This window comes from Vibrio artabrorum (assembly GCF_024347295.1).
In the GTDB taxonomy this organism is placed as follows: Bacteria; Pseudomonadota; Gammaproteobacteria; order Enterobacterales; family Vibrionaceae; genus Vibrio; species Vibrio artabrorum.
On sequence record NZ_AP025458.1, the window covers coordinates 2,088,937 to 2,109,510 of the forward strand.

Here is a 20,574-nt window from a genome sequence, read left to right on the forward strand (position 1 = left end):
ATTCACAATCACAAATCAACACCTATTGAACACAATTCTATTTCTTTATTCAGAACATGAAGTGTAGTCAATAGCCTATAACCCAATGAATACAAACTATTAAGAACCCCAAAAAGACAGAAGTAACATAGAGTTCACTATTAATAACTTTAACGTGTTGTTATTGGTATTGCTTTTTGTCATGTTCACTAAAAGGTATTACTAAATAACGCTATGAGTATTTATAGAAATGAAAACAACAAAGACAAGATAAAGGAGAAGATAGAAGTGATTAGTAGGGACTGTTAAACAGTAAATTTAACAAGTAATTAGAATAGCATACTTTTCAATAAAAGTCAATACCAGAACGCCAACAAAGTCAAGGATTATCTTCGACTGCTGATTGTGTTGTGCACCTATGACTTTGTTCCTCTTCTTCAGGGTAGGAAATCCTGACAAAAAAACCAATTCATTCTTTGGGGCACCTTAATACCGAGACCTCGGATTTTTAGGAAAAAATAAAAATAAATAGTCCTGTAACCTTGTCACACCTCTCTCCTTCCCTGTGATAATTAGAACTTCCATAACAATAAATACAACTAAACAACACACAATAGATTGTCAAGCGGCAAGCCTGCTGGCGTACGTTGCATCCAATTAAATGAACAAAACCTCTGTAAGCTATTTGGTCAACCTTCACGCCCGAAGGTGTGTCACCAATTCAAAGCTTGCCCTATCATTTGTGGCAAAACTGACCAAGAAGCCCTTGATAACCTGATCGAGTTAGAAGCTATTACCTGAACGAATTTGCCCTTTATCACCCTCTATACACCTAAGATTTCACAACTTCACAGAATCTAAACTATCTTATTGATACTGGTAAAGATTAATAAGGATAGTTATGAATAAGTATTTCGCAGAAATGTTCGGTACATTTTGGTTGGTGTTAGGTGGTTGTGGTAGTGCCGTCTTAGCCGCTGCTTTCCCCGATGTGGGTATTGGCTTACTCGGGGTTTCTCTCGCCTTTGGTTTAACTGTACTCACCATGGCTTTTGCTATTGGCCATATATCCGGCTGTCATCTCAACCCTGCTGTTACGATCGGTCTTTGGAGCGGTGGTCGCTTTGATACCAAAGACGTCGCACCTTACATTATTGCTCAGGTCATTGGCGGTATTATCGCAGGTGGTGTGTTATTCGTGATTGCTTCAGGCCAAGCAGGCTTTGACGCTGCGGCATCTGGCTTTGCTTCGAATGGTTATGGTGAACATTCACCGGGTGGTTATTCACTAACAGCGGCGCTCGTCAGTGAAGTGGTGATGACCATGGTGTTCCTGTTTGTTATTATGGGTGCTACCGATTCAAAAGCACCCGCTGGGTTTGCACCTATCGCAATAGGCCTTTGTTTAACCTTGATCCACCTTATCAGTATCCCCGTCACTAATACCTCTGTGAATCCTGCTCGAAGTACTGGCGTGGCTGTGTTTGTCGGTGATTGGGCCGTTTCGCAATTGTGGCTATTCTGGGTTGCACCGATTATTGGTGCCGTAATTGGCGCGATGATATACAAAGCAGTGAGAGGTTCAGATTAAGCGCTGAAAAAAGTCTAAAGCAATAAAAGAAAAAGCCGCTTAGTGATGACTCACCAAGCGGCTTTTTTAGATCTTATGGCGACCGAGTAAGGAGTGCGAAAGCGTGGTGCCATCCACCAGCTCTAGCTCACCACCAACAGGAACGCCATGAGCGATACGGCTAGCGTTCACTTCATGGGCATTACATAGCTCAGCAATGTAGTGCGCTGTTGCTTCACCTTCAACCGTTGGGTTGGTCGCTAAAATAACCTCTGTGATATCACCACGACGTAAACGGTAATCCAAAACATCGAGACCGATATCACTTGGACCGATTCCATCAAGTGGAGAAAGGTGTCCCATCAACACAAAGTAACGACCCGAATACTGGCCAGTTGCTTCAATTGCTGCAATGTCGGCGGGACTCTCTACGACACAGATTTGACCATTTTCCTGACGTTTAGGATTAGTACAAATGTGGCAAGTATCTTCTTCAGTAAAAGTACGGCACTCATTACAGTGACCAATTTCGGTCATTGCTTGGCTAAGAGCTTCAGCCAACTGCAGGCCGCCTTTTCTATCGCGCTGTAACAAATGAAAGGCCATACGCTGCGCCGACTTGGGGCCAACCCCAGGTAGACAACGTAAGGCCTCCATCAAATGCTCCAGCATATGACTGGTACGCATAGTTAACCGTTCTAATGTTCAAGTAATAGCTTGTTCAACACAAACCACTACCTGAATTAACCTTTAAAAATAAGTTACTTAGAAAGGCATCTTCATACCTGGTGGAAGTTGCATTCCGCCAGTTACGCTAGCCATTTTCTCTTTTTGAGTCTCTTCAATGCGACGAGCCGCATCGTTGAAAGCAGCAGCGATAAGATCTTCAAGCATCTCTTTATCGTCTTCCATTAGGCTTTCATCGATATCAACACGGCGAACGCTGTGGCTACCAGTGATCGTTACTTTTACAAGGCCAGCACCTGACTCACCTGTAACTTCCATATTCGCGATTTCTTCTTGAAGCTTTTGCATGCGCTCTTGCATTTGCTGGGCTTGCTTCATCATGTTGCCCATACCGCCTTTACCAAACATGTTAATACTCTCTGGTCTAATTGGTTTATTAAAATTAATTAAGCTATACGAGCTTAAATGGGGGTTAAAACCGTGTGATTCAACCCCTCGATGTTCAGTTCTCAGATTTGCTTATCTGGGATGATACGTCGGTCACGAAACGAGAAAACGTTCTAGATAGGACGAACACTGTCTCTGTCGAGTTCAGCGGCAAAACGTCTTTCAATGAACTGTACATTGGCATCGTTTTCTAAAGCGGTAAACGCATCTTTCAACTTACCTTGATACAATCGTTCTCGTAATTCTAGCGGCGTTTCTCCACCATCACCGATTTCAACACTCAAATGACACTCTTCTCCAAGCACAGTATTGAGAGACTGCAATAGCTCACTCTGTGCACGATCCGTATTCAAGTGAGCTTGGCTCGCTCTTAACGTTAAAGTGATTGATGTGTCGTTTTTAGCAAACACTGAGTTCAAAGCTAACTGTTCAACAAGCTTGGCTGTCTCTAGCTTTTGAATCGTGGCGGACCATTCATCTTGAGCAATCGACTCTTGAAGCAATTTGTCGACCATTTCTGGTGTCTTAATATGCTCTAACGCACGCTTGATCTGAGTAGGTGTCAGCTCTTTGCTCACCTCTTTCACTACAGGTTTAGACGGTTTCCAGCGATAAGGTTCATTATCGTTGGTCACATTTTCTGTCGAAGAGGCTGATAAAGAAGCTGGCGACACCCGCTCAGAACCACCGTGTTGCTGAGCAACTCGATCAAGAACTGAAGTTTTAGCAGGTGTCGCTTTAGCCTTTTTTGGCGCCGAGCCTTTGTTTTCTGTTGCCGAACTGCCTCTACGTTGAGAGCGCAATTGGTGGCGTAAACCACTCACCGGCGAAGTGGCACGCGCTGGTTGCTCTTGCGGAGCAGAAGGTGCAGCGCTTGGCTGTTGAACCGGCCCCTGGTTCTGATAATTCGTTTGTTGCGGCTGAGGCTGTTCTGCACCGTAGCTTGGACACTCATCATAAGCCGGTGGTGCGTCATACTGGCTATGCGGGTAATCCTGATCTGGATAACCTTGATTGCCTACGTGATCAGCGTAACCTTGCGAATCTGAATATTGACTCTGATTCTGCTGCGGAGCCTGTTGCACCGGTTGCTGCTGCATAGGCTGCTGTTGAGGCGCCTGTTGTTGCATCTGAGGCTGTCTCGGAGCTACCATTGGCGCAGATTGGCTCACAGGTTGAGCAACGTTCTGAGCTTGAGCTGCTGGAACTGGCGCTGGGCTTGCCGACTGAGTCGAGATTGCAGTAGCAACCGCTTGTTCAGCTGGTCTAAATGCCAACATGCGTAAAACCACCATCTCAATACCAACGCGAGCGGTTGGCGACAATGGTAAGTCTTCACGACCTTTCAACACGATCTGGTAGTAGAGTTGAATGTCTTGTGGGCTAAGCGCTTTGCTCAGTAGTTCAAGCTTCTCTGCGTCAGGCTGTGCCTTATCTAATGTAGATGGCAAAGCTTGGAACATCGCAAGACGATGCAGTTGGGCCGCAAGCTGATTCAGCAAACCATCCCACTCAACACCGTTCTCAGCAAGGCTTTGGATACACGCCATCGCTTGCTGTGGCTGCTTACTGCTAATCGCTTCAAGCAAGTGGATAGCTTGGTCGGTATCCAGTGTTCCGAGCATGTGAGCAACAGTATCTGTTACGACATTGCCATTACCCAATGCGATAGCTTGGTCTGTAAGGCTTAGCGCATCACGCATACTGCCATCAGCAGCATGAGCAATCATTCCAAGCGCACGAGATTCAGACGTCACATCTTCTTGTTCAAGAATATGATCGAGCTGCTCGTGAATATTATCAACGCTGATCGGCTTGAGATGGAACTGCAAACAACGCGACAAGATCGTTACTGGAAGCTTCTGTGGATCCGTTGTTGCGAGCAAGAATTTCACATACTCAGGCGGCTCTTCTAAGGTCTTTAGAAGCGCGTTAAAGCTGTGCCTGGAAAGCATGTGGACTTCATCGATTAGGTAAACCTTGAAGCGACCACGTGCAGGCTTGTACTGAACATTGTCCAGAAGCTCGCGGGTATCTTCTACCTTTGTACGTGATGCCGCATCGATCTCGAGCAGGTCAACAAAGCGACCTTCATCGATTTCTTTACAGGTTGCACATTCACCACAAGGGGTTGAAGTAATGCCTGTTTCACAGTTGAGTCCCTTAGCAAACAAACGACCGATGGTTGTTTTACCAACACCTCGTGTACCGCTGAACAGGTATGCGTGGTGCAACCTGTTCTGGCTAAGGGCATTTTCTAATGCTGTTAAAACATGGGCTTGACCAACCACTTCTTTGAATTTGGTTGGTCGCCATTTTCGCGCTAACGCAAGATAGCTCATGAATAATTCCGAAAAGGATTAATGACCGTCGAATTCGCAGATGCTAAACACTTCTAGACCTAAGCCTTGTAAGCGCTTGTCACCACCGATTTCTGGAAGGTTAATAACAAATGCAGCGTGTTCTACCACACCACCAAGCTGACGAATCAACTTTGTTGTTGCTTCAATCGTACCGCCCGTTGCTAGCAAATCATCAACCATAAGCACTTTATCGCCTTCAACGATAGCATCGGTATGGATTTCTAGTGTATCAGTGCCGTACTCAAGCTCATAAGATTGTGCCACCGTTTGACGAGGCAGTTTGCCCGGCTTACGAACAGGGATGAAGCCAACACCTAGCTCAAGTGCAAGAGGCGCACCAAATAGGAAACCACGAGCTTCAGTACCCACGATCTTAGTAAAGCCCATGTCCTTGTATGTTTCCGCTAGCAGGTCGATAGTCGCCTTATAAGCTGCTGGGTCTTCCATCAAGCTTGTTACGTCACGGAACAAAATACCCGCTTTAGGGTAATCAGGAATGCTTTTGATGCTTGCTTTGATCAGAGAGATTTTTTCTGTGTTCATAATCTTATGCACTTCATTAGGCTGCTTTCCCAACTCTCGTTAACGAATTAAACATCAACGTTCGGAATTAAGGAAAGGTACGATTGGTATTCATTGCAATGAGAGTCATAACTCTGACTGCTGAAATAATAAACGCCCGCTATACAAGCAGGCACACTGGCTTAATGGTAGTGATTTTCTTTGCTGTCAGCAACCAACTCATGGGTTGGAAGTCGCATAAACCATGTGAGAAGAATAACAAGTACGCAAATTAGGAAAGCTTTCACCCAAATGATAGGGGTAAAGTAGATAGATAACGCAAAACTCAACAAGATAAAGAGTACGCCACGTATTTTAACCTGTTTGGTGACGGCACCATATTGATACCAATTATTCAGCAAAGGTCCCAGCGTTTTGTGCTCATGCATCCACTTGTGCACTTTCGGATTGCTTCGCATAAAGCATGCACTGGCAAGAAGGAGAAAAGGCGTCGTAGGCAGAACAGGTAATACCATCCCCAGAACGGCGAGGAGTACGCAAAGACCACCAACAATATTCAGACTTAAAACTCGAATGCTAATTGTGGTCTCCTTGAGTTAATAATAGTCTGTCAAAAATAGCTGACTAGAATGTGGCGTCATCTTTGAATACCTGAATCAACGTGAGTGTTACTGGTACCAAAACACGGCTAATAAGCCTTGGAAATAGAATACATGAAACAGGCCGTGAAAATCTTGATTATCTCTCATGATGACTTCTTGTTTTTGTTAGGAAAAGTAAGCGACTAACAAACAAAGCTTGTCTCGATATGCCACAAAAAAGGTATGGCTGCACCCACTGCACAGCCATACCTTAATCGATTATTCACCCAAACAGAGGACATATAGAGTTAATCAATAGACCCTTGGTGAATGTCTAAACTAAAACTTGCCGCGCCGAGTAGGCTCAATGAAAGTTGGCAGCCCTGTTCAATCGGAAGGTCGCGGGTAATAAAGTTCTTTTTGCAGTTCTCGCCCAAGCGCTCACCTGCTGCAATATGTTGATTCAATTCACCATTCGACCATTGCCCGTCTAAACCCGCAGGTAAAATGGAAATGGTTCCCTCGGCAAGGTCCGCAACACCAAACAAAGCATTTACTGGGGTGGAACATTTAGAGCAACGAATGCCCTTTTCTAAGATCTCAGCAATATCTTTGAGATCAATATTAAAATCTTTCCTGTTTCTGATGTAATCGTGGAACAGCGCTCTCACCAACAGTGTTGTCGCCGAGCCGCCATGATCAGACGACGACGAATCGACGAGGTAAAAAGCAAACTGCCCGTTCATCATCCATGCGTAATCAAACACAAGTGGCATCATCTCTGTTGATTGCAGCAATCGATAGCTACAGCGCCATGCTCCTTGTCGTGTGTCTTTTTCCGGAAGCAGAGCATGGAGCAAGTCTTTTGCTGCACTCGGGTTATCTTGCAAGTAATTCAGATGCCAATGCAATTCTTGGTCTTCTGGAATCTCTCCACCGCCATCAACACAAAACCATTGGCTTGAAAAATCTCGCTGGTCTGAAATATTATCAAACGAGTCTGCTAATGTATTCGCTATCGCACTCCCTAGATGTGCATGATCCTCCAACGGTTTAGCTAGAAAATCTTTAATACCAAATCGCAATGCTTTAGCAACAGACGACATATCATCGGTTGCTGACACCACAATCATAGGTAATGATGGATACTCTAAGCTAAGCTCCTCGACGAGTTCAATACCATCTAAAATTGGCATTGATAAGTCACACACAATCAAATCAGGTGCTGACCCCCTAAGCTTCTGTAAAGCGTCCAGCCCATTCTCAGCCTCAACCACTTTGTACCCCGTCGCATCTAAATACGCGCTCGTTATACGACGAAAAATAGGGTCATCATCAACCAACATCACACATTTTTGGTCGGTTATCTCTTGAGCCGAGGTCATGACAGGCTGACTGTAAGTTTTGTACATAATCTCGAACCTCACAAAACTAAGTCGAATTATTATTGTTATCTGTTTTAAGCATTAATATAAAACGTAGTAACAAAATACTAAATACACAAATTTGCTCTGTTTACTGGAAATTCGTGACAAGCGTTGGAATACTTGTATATAGTGCAACAAGTTGACGTGACGCAAACATTGATTTCAATGTTGCGTATAAATTAGGTGAGATTGTAAACAAATGTGTCTGGATTTATGAAATTAGATGATTTAAACCTCTTTAGACTCGTCGTTGAGAATGGAAGCTATACCGCAACATCGCGCAAAACTATGATTCCGGTTGCGACCATTACACGACGCATACAAGCCTTAGAAGACTCTCTAAACCTGAGGCTTCTCAATAGACACGCGCGCAAACTCTCTTTAACGGAGGCTGGCGAACGTTTTTTTAATGAATGCTCTCCGCTATTGCAACGTTTGTCTTCTACTGCAGAAGAACTTACTGATATGTGCAAAGGAGCATCCGGTAAGATTCGTATTACGGCCCCTTCTAACCTGACCAAACGCATGATGATGCCGATGTTCAGTGAATTCATGACTCAATACCCTGACATTAATATCGAGTTAATGATGAACAACCAAGCCGATCAGCTTGATCCAACTGAGTGGGACGTTATCTTCAGAGTCGGCCCACAACGTGACTCAAGCCTCATTGCAAGAAAGATCAGTGAGGTAAAAGATATTCTTATCGCCAGTCCTGACTACTTAGCTAAGAACCCTGCGCCAAATCATGCAGAAGAGTTGGCTAACCATTCTCTACTTAAAGGCTATCCACTGATTAAGTGGCAGTTGAGTAACTCGAATGAAGAGACAGTGATTAATAGCGAAAAAGGTCGTTTCAACGCCAATGCACTTAATGTTGTGAGGCAAGCGTGTACTGAAGGCCTAGGTATCACCCTAATGCCTGATGTGATGATCCGTGAATACATTGAAGATGGCAGTTTAGTGCAAGTCTTAGAAGACTGGAGCGCTAACCCTCGCGATATTTACATGCTCTATAACCACAAAGACCACCTGCCAGAAAAAGTGAGACTGTTCATTGATTTTGTGATCGCATACCACATTCATTAACGTCGGCTCTTTTTTCTGCCAACAAAAAACCAGAGCCAATGCTCTGGTTTTTTATTACTCATTTTTATGAGTACGCTAACAATGATGCTTTATTGTTGACGAGAATGATTTATTGCTCGCTAAGCACCTTCGTTATGTAACTCTAGGTTCGCTAAGTCTTGTTGGATCTCACGCAGAACCTTTGAATCGTCATTGCGTAAAGAATCAAGAAAATCTAAGTATGCCTGATCGATATCACCCGTTACATACTCACCATTAAATACCGATGTATCAAATCGAGAAATATCTTGATTACCCATACCGACCGCAGAGATTAAATCTGGCAGCGTTTGGAAGATCAAAGCATCGGCGCCAATCTGTTTACAAATCGTTTCATTGTCACGGCCATGAGCAATCAGCTCTGTCGCGCTCGGCATATCGATACCGTAAACATTCGGGAAACGAACCTCTGGTGCGGCTGAAACCATGAAAACTTTGTTTGCGCCAGAGTCACGAGCCATTTCAATGATCTGCTCAGATGTGGTGCCACGAACAATCGAGTCATCCACTAACAGTACGTTCTTGCCTTTAAACTCAGAACGGATCGCATTAAGTTTACGGCGAACCGACTTCTTACGCTGTTGTTGACCTGGCATGATGAACGTGCGACCTACATAGCGGTTTTTCACAAAACCTTGACGGTATGGCTTATTGATCGCTTGAGCAATACGCAATGCAATATCGTTCGACGTCTCAGGAATCGGAATAACCACATCAATATCTAAGTCTGCGTATTCTTCTTTAATACGCTTACCAAGCATTTCACCCATCTCTACGCGAGCACTGTAAACTGAGATTTTGTCGATGAACGAGTCCGGACGAGCAAAATAAACAAACTCAAAGATGCACGGGTTAAGTTGTGGGTTATCTGCGCATTGCTTAGTGAAAAGCTCACCGTCGAACGTTGCATAGATAGCTTCACCGGGTGCTACGTCACGCATGAAGTCGAAACCAACAGCATCGAGTGCTACCGATTCAGACGCAACCATATACTCTATTTTACCGTTAACTTCGCGCTTACCAAGACACAATGGACGGATACCATGCGGGTCACGGAATGCAATCATACCGTGGCCGATGATCATTGCCGTTACGGCGTAAGCACCGCGAATAGTGCGGTGCACGTTAGCAACTGCACGAAAAACGTCTTCTGAAGTCACATTACCTTTAACGGTATCGATCTCGTGAGCTAATACGTTCAGCAGAACTTCAGAATCAGAGGTGGTGTTTACATGACGACGGTCTTTTTCGAACAACTTCTCACGAACTTCGTTTGCGTTCGTCAGGTTACCGTTGTGTGCCAACGTAATGCCAAAAGGAGAGTTTACATAGAAAGGCTGAGCTTCAGAAGCACTTGAACTACCCGCGGTAGGGTAACGAACATGGCCAATCCCCACTTCACCTTGTAGGCGCTGCATGTGTTTTGCTTCAAAAACATCTTTTACTAAACCGTTCGCCTTGCGCAGACGGAAACGATTGCTTTCTATGGTACAAATACCCGCGGCATCTTGGCCACGATGCTGCAATACCGTCAAAGCGTCATAAATAGACTGGTTTACAGGTGTTGAACCCACGATTCCAACAATACCACACATGTCCTAATCCTCGATTTTCGACATTAACTGGCGCTAAATCACGCCAGATAAGAAACTAGATGTTGCTTGTAAATGCTCGAAGAACGGCGCAATGATTCGGCTAAATTCCGGCACCAATTGCGAATTCTTCCACCATTCAGAACTTGGGAATGCAGTAAACGCATCCATGAAAAACAACACTGCGGACACAATCAAAACACCACGTAAGCCGCCAAAGACGACCCCCAATATTCTGTCTGTACCCGACAAGCCTGTTTTCTGAACTAGCTGACCGATGACATAATTAATTAAGGCACCAACAACTAATGTTGCAACAAACAATGCTGCTATCGCAGTTCCGTTTCGAAACATCTCGTCATCGATATTGGTAAAGTACATGGCTAATTTCGCGTAGTACTGGCTAGCAATAAAAAATGCTCCAAACCAAATAACGAGTGACAACGCTTCTTTAGCGAAACCACGAACTAAACTGATCACGGCAGAGAAGCCGATCACGCCTAAAATGATAAAATCTAACCAATTCATGAATTCTTCATCTTAAGTTGGCGCGCATTTTAACAGAAAAAATGCTGACGCAAACGTTTTCTTATGGGTTTAACGGTTTAAATTTGAGCAATTGGCCTTTTGAGCCCGTGATTTTTTCTAATTCCTTAACTTGTCGCTCAAGTTTGGATTTAGAGACATCAGGCCCAATAATTACCCGCGTAAAAGTTTTTTCTTGTTTGGTGTGAGCTTGGTAACCGCGCTTTTGTAGATCCTTAACAACGTTTTTTGCGTTATCAGCATTCTTCAAAGCCATCAATTGAATAATCCAAGCGCTGTCTTGGTATTCGTTTTTTTCAGGCACCGGCTTAACCACAACAGCGACTCTGTCTGCCTCTTTCTTACTTGAAGCTGACATGCTTTGCGTATTTGAATGATCAGCGCCGCCACCGTCAATCACTTGCTCAACCGGGGCATCGGGTAACGCAATCTGATCTTCAACGGGATCGAGGACTTCAAACACTTCAACATTACTCTCAAGCTCAGGCTTAATCGGAATGCTTGCAAACTCTTCTTTATAGTGGAGCTTCTTACCATCGAGCACATCAGGCAATACAATCACGCCAATGGCGACTAAAATGATGGTGCCGACTAATCGGCTTTGGAATTTACTTGCCATTTAGTTTCCTTTTCTCTGCCAATGCTCCAACACTTCACCCACGGTATGGAAAGAACCGACAACCAACACAACATCGTCACCTTTAACAGAAGCTAAAGCCGCTTCAAACGCTGTGACAGGGTTTGAATGCTGCTCTACGCCTGCTGGTAGGCTTTGACACAATTCAGCGGCTGTCGCTGCGCGTGGCCCTTGCAATGAAGCTGGATACCAATGGGTTGCGATTGGCGCTAATACTTCCAATGTCGCTGGGATATCTTTGTCGTGAAGCATGGCGACTACAACGTGTAAATTTTTGCCTGCATACTTTTTCGCTACTTGCTGTGCAAAATATTCAGCGGAATGCGGGTTATGTGCCACATCAAGTACAATCACTGGCTGTTCGCAGATTTGCTGCATGCGTCCAGGCAACTGTGCGTTCTTCATACCATTAACGATATTTTCGTCACTAATATTGAGATCTGAAACACCTAATGCCATTAAAGCGGTTGCTGCATTCGGTAATGGTAAGCTTGGAATGGGCAACGATTCTAATTGAAATGCACCACTGCGCCATTGCCAAGTGTCACCGTCAACAGCATAGCTGTATTGAATACCCACTTGATAAAACTCAGCTTTGATATCATCAGCATGTGCAGCGACCGTTGCTGGCGGTTTAGGCTGTCCACAGATCGCTGGCTTACCACTACGATAAATGCCCGCTTTTTCAAAACCAATCACATTAATGTCGTCACCCAGCCAATCAACGTGGTCGACTGCTAAGCTAGTAATCACGGACACGTCATGCTCAACGATATTGGTCGCGTCTAAGCGCCCTCCGAGGCCCACTTCTAATAATACGATATCGACAGCTTCAGTCTGAAAAGCGCGCAGCGCTGCTAACGTTCCGTATTCGAAGAAACTAAGGCTGATTTCACCCCGCTCTTTTTCAATGAAATCAAAAGATCGAACCATCTTTTCATCAGACAGATCTCGCCCGTTAATACGAACACGTTCGTTATAGCGAATTAAGTGAGGAGAACTATAAACACCAACCGAATAACCCGCGTCCAATAGAATGGCTTCCATCAGAGCACATGTGGAGCCTTTGCCATTGGTTCCAGCAACGGTAATAACATGTTGAGCTGGTTTGGTAAGGTTGGCCTTAGAGGCGACAGCCTGAACTCGGTCTAAACCAAGGTCAATCGCGCTTGTGTGGATCTTTGATAAATAATCAAGCCACATCTCCAAAGAGGATGTGGCTTGAGGAGTAGGTTGTTGACTCATCTAACTCATAACCATGATTAAGTAGGTTTGTTAGAAGGTACTTTACCCTTTTTCTGGCGCTTCTGGTACTTCATAAGTCGCTTCATTCGGTGAATCGTTCACAGAAACGACTAGCGGTGAAGGCTGATTGGTCATTTTAGCAACAAGACTAGCAACACGCTGACGCATCTCACGACGATCAACAATCATATCGATAGCCCCGTGATCTAATAAGAACTCACTACGTTGGAAACCTTCAGGAAGGTCTTCACGCACAGTTTGCTCGATAACGCGACGTCCAGCAAAGCCGATAAGCGCTTTAGGTTCACCGATATTGATATCACCAAGCATTGCCAAACTCGCAGAAACACCACCCATTGTTGGGTCGGTCATGACTGAGATAAAAGGTAAGCCTTTAGATGATAAACGCTCTAGCGCCGCACTGGTTTTTGCCATTTGCATCAGAGACATAAGTGCCTCTTGCATACGTGCACCGCCACTTGCAGAGAAACAAACCAAGCCACAGTTGTTTTCGATAGCCGCATCAACCGCTCTCACGAAACGAGCACCAACAACAGAACCCATTGAACCGCCCATAAACGAGAATTCAAACGCACACGCTACGATTGGCAAACCAAGCAGTTCGCCCTTCATCGCCACAAGTGCATCGGTCTCTCCGCTGTTTTTCTGCGCAGCTGAAATGCGTTCTTTATAGCGCTTTGAGTCTTTAAACTTAAGTTTGTCTTTTGGTTCAAGATCAGCACCCAGTTCAACACGCTCGCCTTTGTCTAGGAATGTATCCAAACGACGACGTGCCTTCATGCGCATGTGATGGTCACATTTCGGACACACTTCTAGGTTACGCTCTAGTTCAGCATGGTAAAGCACCTGCTCACAAGATGTACATTTAGTCCAAACCCCTTCAGGGATAGACGCTTTACGAGAAGTTACGATGTTGCTTTTTTCTAAAATCTTTTCAAGCCAACTCATGGAAGACCTTTTTGTTTCGATTCTTCCGCTTGATTGCGAAAGAAATAAATTTGGGAATTATGCGTGCGAATTAAAGCACATAAAACGGCAACTGTAGATAAAAAACTGGTTGTACCTATTTTTTATCACTTCTTTACTAACGAAACCGCTATGCTTTTTGAACCTAACTATCACATTTAGTTCAAATTATCCGATAAAAACAGAGGGCCAATAGGCTCTCTTGGTAGCTTAAAATGTTCAGGGTAATCAACATCAACCAAATACAAGCCTTCCGCCTTTGCCGTCGCGCCTGCCACTTTTCGATCTTTGGCTTCTAAAAGCCATTTAATCCATTCTGGTTTCTGTTCACCCTTACCCACCGCAATTAAGCTGCCCGTAATGTTCCTCACCATGTGGTGAACAAACGCATTCGCTTTAATGTCGATAACAATGTAATGCCCATGACGAGTCACGTTTAAATGAATCATGTTTCGCCAAGGACTACGAGATTGACAGTGTGTTGCTCTGAACGATGTAAAGTCATTCTCACCTAATAGGTGCTGACCCGCTTCGTGCATCTTTTTTTCGTCAAGGTGTCCATGATAATGGCTCACCCCTGAATTCAAAATACCAGGACGCAGAGCGTGGTTAAAGATAATGTAGCGATAGCGACGAGCCGTTGCAGAAAAGCGGGCATGAAAATCTTCATTCACTTCTGTCGCCCAGCGAACAGCGATATCCTTAGGCATATTGGCATTCGCCCCCATTGTCCATGCGACCATCTTACGATCCACATTCGTTTCAAAGTGAACGACTTGCCCTGTACCATGAACCCCAGCATCGGTTCGACCTGCGCACATAACTTCTACCGGGTGATTCGCAACCACTGAAAGAGCCTTTTCCAATTCTTCTTGGACACTTTTTACGTCTCGTTGGCGCTGCCAACCAAAGTAGTGGGTACCATTATATTCAATACCTAAAGCAATTTTCATGTTCTTGTTCTCTTTGAAAATGGGCGAGAAGTATATACGGAAATAGGTTTTAGCCCAAATAGGATGGGCTAAAACTTCAACAAACAATCCCCGCTACCCTCGACAACACCTTTGAGAAACCCAATAAAACAAAAGCTCTTTGTACCAGTCTAAAATAAAGGAGAACCCGTATTACCTTTATGGATCGTTGAGTTTATCGACCGTTTAACGCATCAATAAGATTCTTCGCTTCTCGGCGAATATCATCACTGCCGTCTACTATCGCCTCTTCTAAGAGCTTAATCGCCCCTTGAGAATCACTCATCTCAATGTAGATTTTAGCCAAATCAAGCTTACCCGCCGCTTCTGCATTGCTATCCACATCAAAATTACCAATATCGCCGATAACATCAGGGAACTCATTAAGGCCAACGTCCAACTTTAACTCTTCGTCATCTGGATTATTGCTGCCTTCGCCTTCTTGCTCGACTTGAGCCATCAGCTCATCAATCGTCATGTACTGCTTATCATGACGGTGACCGGGCTCTGCTAAGTTATCTTGCTGTGCCCAATTTTCTTCTTTGATTTTAGGCTCAACTTGTTGCTCTACCGATGCCCAAATATCTTGTTGATCCTCAGGGACATCAACATGCATGCTTGATTGTTGTTCTGGCGCTAAATTAAAACCTTTCCAATCTTCGCCACCCGCTTCAAGCATCGCATCAATATCGAGCCCCGCACTAGCGATCGATGTCTCATCCAATGGTTTATTGAACATGTTGTCGACAGAGCTTTGCACATCCTCAGCAAGCAACTCAGCCAGAGCTGTCTCATCAAAATCATCCAAACCTTCTAACGGATTATCTTGAACCCTTGTTGGTTCAGATTTTGGTTCTGAACGTGAATTCAGTAATTCGTCTGAATGTACAGAGCTCGCTAATTCGGAGCCTTCTGAGTCCGGAAACTCATCGATATGACTGAATCGATTTGGGTTTGAAAATAAGTCATGCAGCGCATCTTGCTCTTCGCCTTGCGGACTGAAAGATGTTAATGGTGTCAGCTTCTCGGCAAACGCGTCAGAGAGAGCTTCGTCTTCACCATATTCTGGTAAATCAAATTCATCTAACTCTACACCTTCTTCTTCCGCTACAGGCTCAGTACGGCTTTGTTCGATGTCGTCGAGTACTGAATCCGCTTTTGCACTCTCTTCGTCGTATTCAGGTAGCTCAAGATCATCAAACTCAAAGGTCTCTGCACTATCAGTTAAGTCTTGTTCTAACTGTACTTCATCCGGTTCGCTAAGCACTTCCGCTAACGCATCTTCTTCATCAAACTCAGGCAATTCGAAGTCTTCAAAAGAGAATTCGTCTTCACTGACTTGTGACGTCACTTCAGACTGTGTTTCCGCTTGGGGCTCGGCGTTACGTGGTGATGCAGTGTCTGCTTGAGAGTCAACTGCGGCGACGACAGGTTCTGGAGCAACGTCAGTATCCGCTTTCTCTAACACGTCGCCTTTAATGGTATCTTCTTCCACCAACCAATCATCGTCTTCAGGAACGCCGAACTCGTTGGGAATGATCTCTGGCATATTTACAGCACGAACTGGCTCTGGCTCTGGCTCTGGCTCTGGCTCTGGCTCTGGCTCTGGCTCTGGCTCTGGCTCTGGCTCTGGCATGGATTCAACAACATCCTCAAACTGATCGCTACCTTGAATTTTCGGTTCAAAGTCAAAATCAGAATCAATGTTCGTTGGCGATTCTACATCGTCGATCGCTTCTGCTAGCCAATCTTCAACCGTCTCTTCATCCACTTCAGAAAGATCATTTAAAGACGATGGTGAGGCTGCGGTTCCAAAACTAGATAAAGAGTCTTCATCACGGCCTTGTGCGACAGGCTGTTCCTGCTTAAGCTCTTGCGGCTCGGCTTCTTCCTGAGCCTGCTCGTCAAAATCAGGGGCTTCAAAGTCAGCATTGTCAGAACGCAGTGAATCGATTCCGAATTCATCGTCTGTAACAGGTGCGAGGCTCTCTTCAGGCAATGCCTCCGTAACATCCAAAGAAGGCATTTCTGGCTCAGAAGCATTGTCGATTGTTGCTTCAACTGGCTCTTCAACAGCGTCTATCGAATCGCTGTCATCAGACGTCATCAACTCATCAATCAATGCTTCGTCGGTGGTTTCTAATGAGTCATCAAGCAGAGCATCGGTTGCAGGTGCTACTCCAAACAAATCATCAATAAAATCATCACTATTGAACATTTCGTCATTTTCAGACTTAACCGCAACATTGTTTTCCGCAAATTCCGAATCGAACGGTTCATCACTGGCTGAATGTTGTTCTGGCTGTAATGTTTCACTTCGCTCGTTAGCTTGTACTGACTCGGCTTCTGAGGGAGCAAGGTCAGCCGCCTGAGTGCTTACCGGTTTGGGTTCAACACCTGAATCCTTAATAAGATCATCATTGGCTTTGTCAAAATCAAAAGCAGCGTCTAGCACTTTATCAAAGGTCTGTTCCTCTGATTCGAGTTCGTCCTCAATGCCACGGGTCAATAAGTCATCAAACGGGTCGAGAGGCTCCAATTGTTGATCGTCGTCACCATCCGATGAAAGCTCATCACCTGACCATTCATTATCAAGGAAATCATCAAGTAAATCGGTACTCTCTGCAGCGATTTCGAAGTCATCATCAGAATCACTGATCAATTCATCCAACGTTTCCGTGCTGTCTTCAGCGATGTTTAGTTCACCATCGGTTGATAAACCTGACAGTTCTTCGAGTTCAGACAGCTCATCAAAGCCTAAAGGTTCGTCGTCAGAATCCTCATCAGGTTCGTCTTCCAGTATTTCGTCAAGGAGAACGGTTGAGTTACTTAGGTCAACGTCACTTGCTGCCAATTGCTCATCAAGCAGCTCAATGCTGTCTTGAGCTTGCTCGCTTTCGGTCGGTTGTTCAGGCTGTGCTGCAACTTGAGCAAATATATCGTCAATATCATCATTCGCAGTCGGAGCCGCAGGCCCTGAGCCTTGCTGTTCAGAGATTAAGGCATCAATATCAAAATCATCGGTGTTTAAATCGCTTGAAGCCGAGCTATCCTGTTGCTCTGAAATCAGAGCATCAATATCGAAATCATCCGTCGCTGGCGTGCCCGATGGTAGATTAGAATCGTTTTGCTCCTCAGAGATCAACGCATCAATATCAAAGCTGTCGTCATCTTCGTCATCAAGCGCGAACAAATCATCCAATAACGACTGATCTAATTCATTCGAACCTAAATCCTCCGTTGCTGACTCTTGAGCTAACAGATATTCGATATCTTCGGCAGACATCGGTTTATCATCAGAAAGGTCAAAATCTACGTCATCAGAATCGAGTGCACTTTCAACGGTTTCGTCGAGTGCACGTTCCATCTCTTCAAGACCAAGCGCCTTCTCTCCACCATTGACACTGATTCCATTACTGCTGTCTAACTCCAGCTCATCGAAGGTAGTATCTAAATCACCATTTTCACCAATACTCGCAAACGGATCATCATCTTCACCGTCAAGATTGAAGTTGAGATCCGACTCATCCAAACCAGAAAATACATCGTCTTCTTCAACTAACGCTTGATCGTCAAATAGCTTGTTAGCCTCATCTTCTGTACCGAACAATTCTTCGTCTAGAGACAGCTCGTTATCAAAATCGCCTATTTCATCGTCTGAAATAATTGGCGCAACAAGATTGGGCTCCGATTGAATTGGCTGGTCTTGCGTTGTTTGCTGTTGATCATCCTGTTTAGAACGGCGACCCAATAGCATCACTATGATTAAGCCAAGTAAAAGACCTGGAATAATGGCAAGAGCGGCGACTAACCAACCATTCGATAGCAGTTGGTCCATCGCTGTTGGTGTCATTTTTTCAATTTCAGCGCTCTTTCTACGCTCCTCAGCGAGTAACTTTTCAACTTCGCTACGAATACGATCTTCATCACTCAACTCGGTTTTAAGTACATCAACCTCAGACTGAACGTTAGATAACATTAAACGGAGTTGGTGGTTTTTCGCTTCCAATGACAACAATTCTGCTTTCGAAGGCTCTAACTGCGTCTCTAACTTGTCCATATCTTTAGTTGGGGACAAGGTTTTTTTAGCGATTTCAGGTGTGCTTATTTTTTTATCCGGAGTGGATTCAGTTAATGTTGATAATTGAGCTTTTGTCTCTTGTTGGCTTGGCACTTGAGTCAATTTAGGTTTTGAGACGGCAGCTTTAGTCGTAGATGCATCGAGCTTAGCAAGATGCAAATTCATAATATTGATAGCTTGCTGTGTAGAGCTCGCACGTATTTGCTCTATAGAAGGCACTCGTAAATGACTGGCTGGCAGCAAACTATGAATATTCTGATCTTCAAACGCTTGAGGGTTCAATCGATAAATCGCCAACAGGGTTTGTTGAACCGAAACAGAGTTATCTGGGCGTAATTTTGAGGCAATAGACCATAGAGTTTCAGACCCACGAGTAGGGCCATAGAAACGAGAAGGTTCACTCACGCGATTCAAGGCACTAAACTGCGATGCTCTTTGAACAGGTTCTGAAAATGTAGGCGCTGATTGTATCTGGCCATTAGGCCCTACAACTCGAATGGAATCTGCACGAACAACGGAAATCTGAGTCGCAATGATAACGGCAAAAGGCATTAACCATGGCTTAAAAATTTGAAACATAAAAGGCTCAGCTAGGTGCTTAAATTCGGATAAAGTGATGAACTATTAAATATATCGGATAAATGACGTAAAACTATAGAGATGAAAACAAAAAATGTGTTGCAGAGACAATATTCGCAGCAATTTCACATAATTTAATGAATGATATTTTTAATCGATTAAAAAAGCCTCACTAATGAGTGAGGCTTATTTCTCTATTCAGCGAAGCTTAGAAGTAATCGCGAATCAAAACTTCAGCGATTTGAACTGCGTTTGTCGCTGCGCCTTTACGAACGTTATCAGCAACCACCCACATATTTACCCCGCTGTGATGGCTGATGTCGTTACGAATACGACCCACCATCACGTGGTCTTTACCACCTGCATCACGAACTTGAGTGGGGAAGTCTAAAGCTTGGAAAACTTCAACACCTTCCGTGTTCTCTAAAAGCTGAATCACTTGCTCTGCAGCAATTGGCGCGCGAGTTTCAATGTGTAGAGATTCAGCGTGACCGTAAAACACTGGAACACGAACACAAGTCGGGTTCACTGTAATTGACGAATCAGCAAAGATTTTTTGAGTTTCCCAAACCATCTTCATCTCTTCACGTGTGTAGCCGTTCTCTGTAAATTCATCGATTTGAGGAATACAGTTGAACGCGATCTGCTGTGAAAATGCTGACTTGTCAGCTGGCATACCGTTAAGAAGCTTAGCCGTTTGACCCGCTAGCTCATCGATACCGGGCTTACCTGCACCAGACACCGATTGGTAAGTTGAAACGTTAATACGCTCAAGACCCACTTCATCGTGGATAGGTTTCAGTGCGACGACCATCTGAATCGTAGAACAATTAGGGTTTGCGATGATGTTACGGTTACGGAATTCAGCTATCGCTTCAGGGTTCACTTCTGGCACCACCAGAGGAACATCGTACTCATAACGGAAACATGATGTGTTATCGATAACAACCACACCTTCATCCGCAGCGATTGGCGCCCAACGCTCTGAAAGTTCGCTACCTGCAGAGAAAAATGCAATATGTACTTGAGACCAGTCGAAGTCTTCTACGTTTTGTACTTGTATTGTTTTGCCGTTAAAACGGGAAGTTTTGCCTTCACTACGTTCACTTGCTAGTAAGTGCATTTCACCGACAGGGAATTTACGCTCTTTAAGTACTTCAAGAATGGTCTCACCAACCGCACCAGTCGCACCTAAAATAGCAATATTAAATTCTTGGCTCATTGTTTCTCTC

The 20,574-nt window shown here is 44.5% G+C and carries 17 protein-coding genes; 3 read left to right on the plus strand and 14 right to left on the minus strand.

Going from position 1 to position 20,574, the window contains the following annotated elements; all coding sequences use genetic code 11:
• Positions 1–597 precede the first annotated feature (597 nt).
• Positions 598–780 (plus strand): Fe-S-cluster oxidoreductase, encoded by a 183-nt coding sequence (locus tag OCU36_RS09295; RefSeq protein ID WP_261837742.1) that lies wholly within the window; start codon positions 598–600, stop codon positions 778–780.
• Between the two features lie 100 nt (positions 781–880).
• Positions 881–1,570 (plus strand): aquaporin Z, encoded by a 690-nt coding sequence (gene aqpZ, locus OCU36_RS09300; RefSeq protein WP_261837743.1) that lies wholly within the window; start codon positions 881–883, stop codon positions 1,568–1,570.
• 66 nt (positions 1,571–1,636) lie between these two features.
• On the opposite strand, the gene recR is transcribed toward aqpZ, so the two are convergent.
• The 6 genes from recR to OCU36_RS09330 all read right to left on the minus strand — a co-directional run bounded on the left by recR (position 1,637) and on the right by OCU36_RS09330 (position 7,561).
• Positions 1,637–2,236: a recombination mediator RecR gene (recR, locus tag OCU36_RS09305; RefSeq protein WP_017079504.1), complete on the minus strand. Its 600-nt coding sequence runs from the start codon at positions 2,234–2,236 to the stop codon at positions 1,637–1,639.
• 78 nt (positions 2,237–2,314) lie between these two features.
• Complete coding sequence (locus OCU36_RS09310; RefSeq protein WP_261837744.1) at positions 2,315–2,644, minus strand: YbaB/EbfC family nucleoid-associated protein; 330 nt, start codon at positions 2,642–2,644, stop codon at positions 2,315–2,317.
• A 152-nt stretch (positions 2,645–2,796) separates the two neighbouring features.
• The gene (gene dnaX / locus OCU36_RS09315) at positions 2,797–5,025 is read right to left on the minus strand and encodes a DNA polymerase III subunit gamma/tau (protein ID WP_261837745.1); all 2,229 of its coding nucleotides are present in this window, start codon (positions 5,023–5,025) and stop codon (positions 2,797–2,799) included.
• Positions 5,026–5,043: 18 nt separating this feature from the next.
• Positions 5,044–5,589: an adenine phosphoribosyltransferase gene (apt, locus tag OCU36_RS09320; protein WP_017101994.1), complete on the minus strand. Its 546-nt coding sequence runs from the start codon at positions 5,587–5,589 to the stop codon at positions 5,044–5,046.
• Between the two features lie 161 nt (positions 5,590–5,750).
• On the minus strand, positions 5,751–6,122 hold the full coding sequence (locus OCU36_RS09325; RefSeq protein WP_290334897.1) for a YbaN family protein: 372 nt from the start codon (positions 6,120–6,122) through the stop codon (positions 5,751–5,753).
• A gap of 335 nt (positions 6,123–6,457) precedes the next feature.
• Complete coding sequence (locus tag OCU36_RS09330) at positions 6,458–7,561, minus strand: response regulator (RefSeq protein ID WP_261837747.1); 1,104 nt, start codon at positions 7,559–7,561, stop codon at positions 6,458–6,460.
• Positions 7,562–7,789: 228 nt separating this feature from the next.
• Between OCU36_RS09330 and OCU36_RS09335 the strand changes: the two genes are divergently transcribed.
• Positions 7,790–8,665 (plus strand): LysR family transcriptional regulator, encoded by an 876-nt coding sequence (locus OCU36_RS09335; RefSeq protein WP_261837748.1) that lies wholly within the window; start codon positions 7,790–7,792, stop codon positions 8,663–8,665.
• A gap of 119 nt (positions 8,666–8,784) precedes the next feature.
• Here OCU36_RS09335 and purF read toward each other — a convergent pair whose 3' ends face one another.
• The 8 genes from purF to OCU36_RS09375 all read right to left on the minus strand — a co-directional run bounded on the left by purF (position 8,785) and on the right by OCU36_RS09375 (position 20,564).
• Positions 8,785–10,299, minus strand: a complete 1,515-nt coding sequence (gene purF, locus OCU36_RS09340) for an amidophosphoribosyltransferase (protein ID WP_261837749.1) — start codon at positions 10,297–10,299, stop codon at positions 8,785–8,787.
• 33 nt (positions 10,300–10,332) lie between these two features.
• Entirely contained in the window at positions 10,333–10,824 is a 492-nt protein-coding gene (locus OCU36_RS09345; RefSeq protein ID WP_261837750.1) for a CvpA family protein, read from the minus strand.
• A gap of 61 nt (positions 10,825–10,885) precedes the next feature.
• Positions 10,886–11,461 carry an SPOR domain-containing protein gene (locus OCU36_RS09350; protein ID WP_261837751.1) on the minus strand — a complete coding sequence of 192 codons (576 nt, stop codon included), beginning with the start codon at positions 11,459–11,461 and terminating at the stop codon, positions 10,886–10,888.
• Positions 11,462–12,724: a bifunctional tetrahydrofolate synthase/dihydrofolate synthase gene (gene folC, locus OCU36_RS09355; protein WP_261837752.1), complete on the minus strand. Its 1,263-nt coding sequence runs from the start codon at positions 12,722–12,724 to the stop codon at positions 11,462–11,464.
• 42 nt (positions 12,725–12,766) lie between these two features.
• Positions 12,767–13,693, minus strand: coding sequence for an acetyl-CoA carboxylase, carboxyltransferase subunit beta (gene accD, locus OCU36_RS09360; protein WP_261837753.1), 927 nt, complete (start codon positions 13,691–13,693; stop codon positions 12,767–12,769).
• 176 nt (positions 13,694–13,869) lie between these two features.
• Entirely contained in the window at positions 13,870–14,664 is a 795-nt protein-coding gene (truA, locus tag OCU36_RS09365; protein WP_261837754.1) for a tRNA pseudouridine(38-40) synthase TruA, read from the minus strand.
• A 193-nt stretch (positions 14,665–14,857) separates the two neighbouring features.
• On the minus strand, positions 14,858–19,342 hold the full coding sequence (locus tag OCU36_RS09370; RefSeq protein ID WP_261837755.1) for a FimV/HubP family polar landmark protein: 4,485 nt from the start codon (positions 19,340–19,342) through the stop codon (positions 14,858–14,860).
• 208 nt (positions 19,343–19,550) lie between these two features.
• Complete coding sequence (locus tag OCU36_RS09375) at positions 19,551–20,564, minus strand: aspartate-semialdehyde dehydrogenase (RefSeq protein ID WP_261837756.1); 1,014 nt, start codon at positions 20,562–20,564, stop codon at positions 19,551–19,553.
• Between the last annotated feature and the right edge of the window lie 10 nt (positions 20,565–20,574).